Here is a 355-nt window from a genome sequence, read left to right as displayed (position 1 = left end):
CGTTCCAGAAGCCTATGTGCAAGCTGTTTTTGCAGAACTAAATCGCCGTCCCCGAAAATGTTTAGGATACAAAACGCCATACGAAGTACATTACTCTAAAAAGTTGCACTTAGCTTGACAATTCGCCCTTCTTTATTTGCGTCGAGCCTGTGAAAAAATCTCTGTAAACATAGATCTTCTATGATACTTGGTAAGCTGAAAGCGAATTTGAGAACTTTCAGCTCATGGTTTATATATAACAACACATGCTGAACATGTCAAGTACAGACAGGATTTTCGCCTGCTTTTGCCAGCTATGCGTTACTCTGGGAGTCGGCCTTCGTACATTATGCTCAGTTCCCCATACACCTGTCCC

General features: G+C 42.3%; 1 pseudogene. It reads left to right on the top strand.

Going from position 1 to position 355, the window contains the following annotated elements:
• Window positions 1-118 (top strand): annotated as a pseudogene (locus CJ260_RS13265) (IS30 family transposase); the annotation flags it as partial.
• Window positions 119-355 lie beyond the last annotated feature (237 nt).

The organism is Megasphaera sp. ASD88 (assembly GCF_002287425.1).
GTDB classification, from domain to species: domain Bacteria; phylum Bacillota; class Negativicutes; order Veillonellales; family Megasphaeraceae; genus Megasphaera; species Megasphaera stantonii.
The sequence above is the reverse complement of the archived record's forward strand: the minus strand, read 5'-3'. Positions and strand labels throughout refer to the sequence as shown.